This window comes from Devosia sp. ZW T5_3, from assembly GCF_044987315.1.
Lineage (GTDB): Bacteria > Pseudomonadota > Alphaproteobacteria > Rhizobiales > Devosiaceae > Devosia.
Window position 1 is genome coordinate 1 of sequence record NZ_JBJDRE010000058.1, and the last position, 528, is coordinate 528.

General features: G+C 63.8%; 1 protein-coding gene. It reads left to right on the forward strand.

The window, feature by feature from the left end:
- Positions 1-262: 262 nt before the first annotated feature.
- Positions 263-528, forward strand: a 266-nt coding sequence (locus tag ACI3KW_RS23250) for a helix-turn-helix domain-containing protein (RefSeq protein WP_404850061.1), incomplete at its 3' end; no start/stop codon positions are given.

Genomic DNA, 528 nt, shown 5'->3' on the forward strand with positions numbered 1-528 from the left:
GTTCCTGACCACCATGGTCGCCGCCGCACCAGACGGGGCACCACTCCGCGAGCCAGGCGGGTCGTTCAGTATGCATGCGGGACTCCCTCCGATCTGGCGGGGCACACGCCGTTTCTGGGATTACATCACCCGCTTCAGACATTCACGCCGATCTCCCGCACATCACGACGTAGACGAGACGCAGGGCCACGGGAGACTAGCATGCCGAGTTTGCCATATGAAGGAGGCTATATAGGAGAGGTCTCCCACCGAGTGTGGAGGAGTGGCGAAACAACGACCCAGTGGCGAGTGGACGCAGTACGCGCGCGAACTCGGCGCCAACATCCATCGCCTCCGCATCGACCGAGGCTTCACGCAGGAACAGGTCGCCTACTCCGCCGGATTGACCCGTTACACCTTCCAGAAGTTCGAGAAGGGCGAGTCCATGCCGGGCAGCCCCGCCAACCCCTCGCTGCGCAACGTCATGGCCATCGCGCAAGTGCTCGGCGTCACGCTGGACGAGCTCGTTCCCACACCGTGGCCCGACCT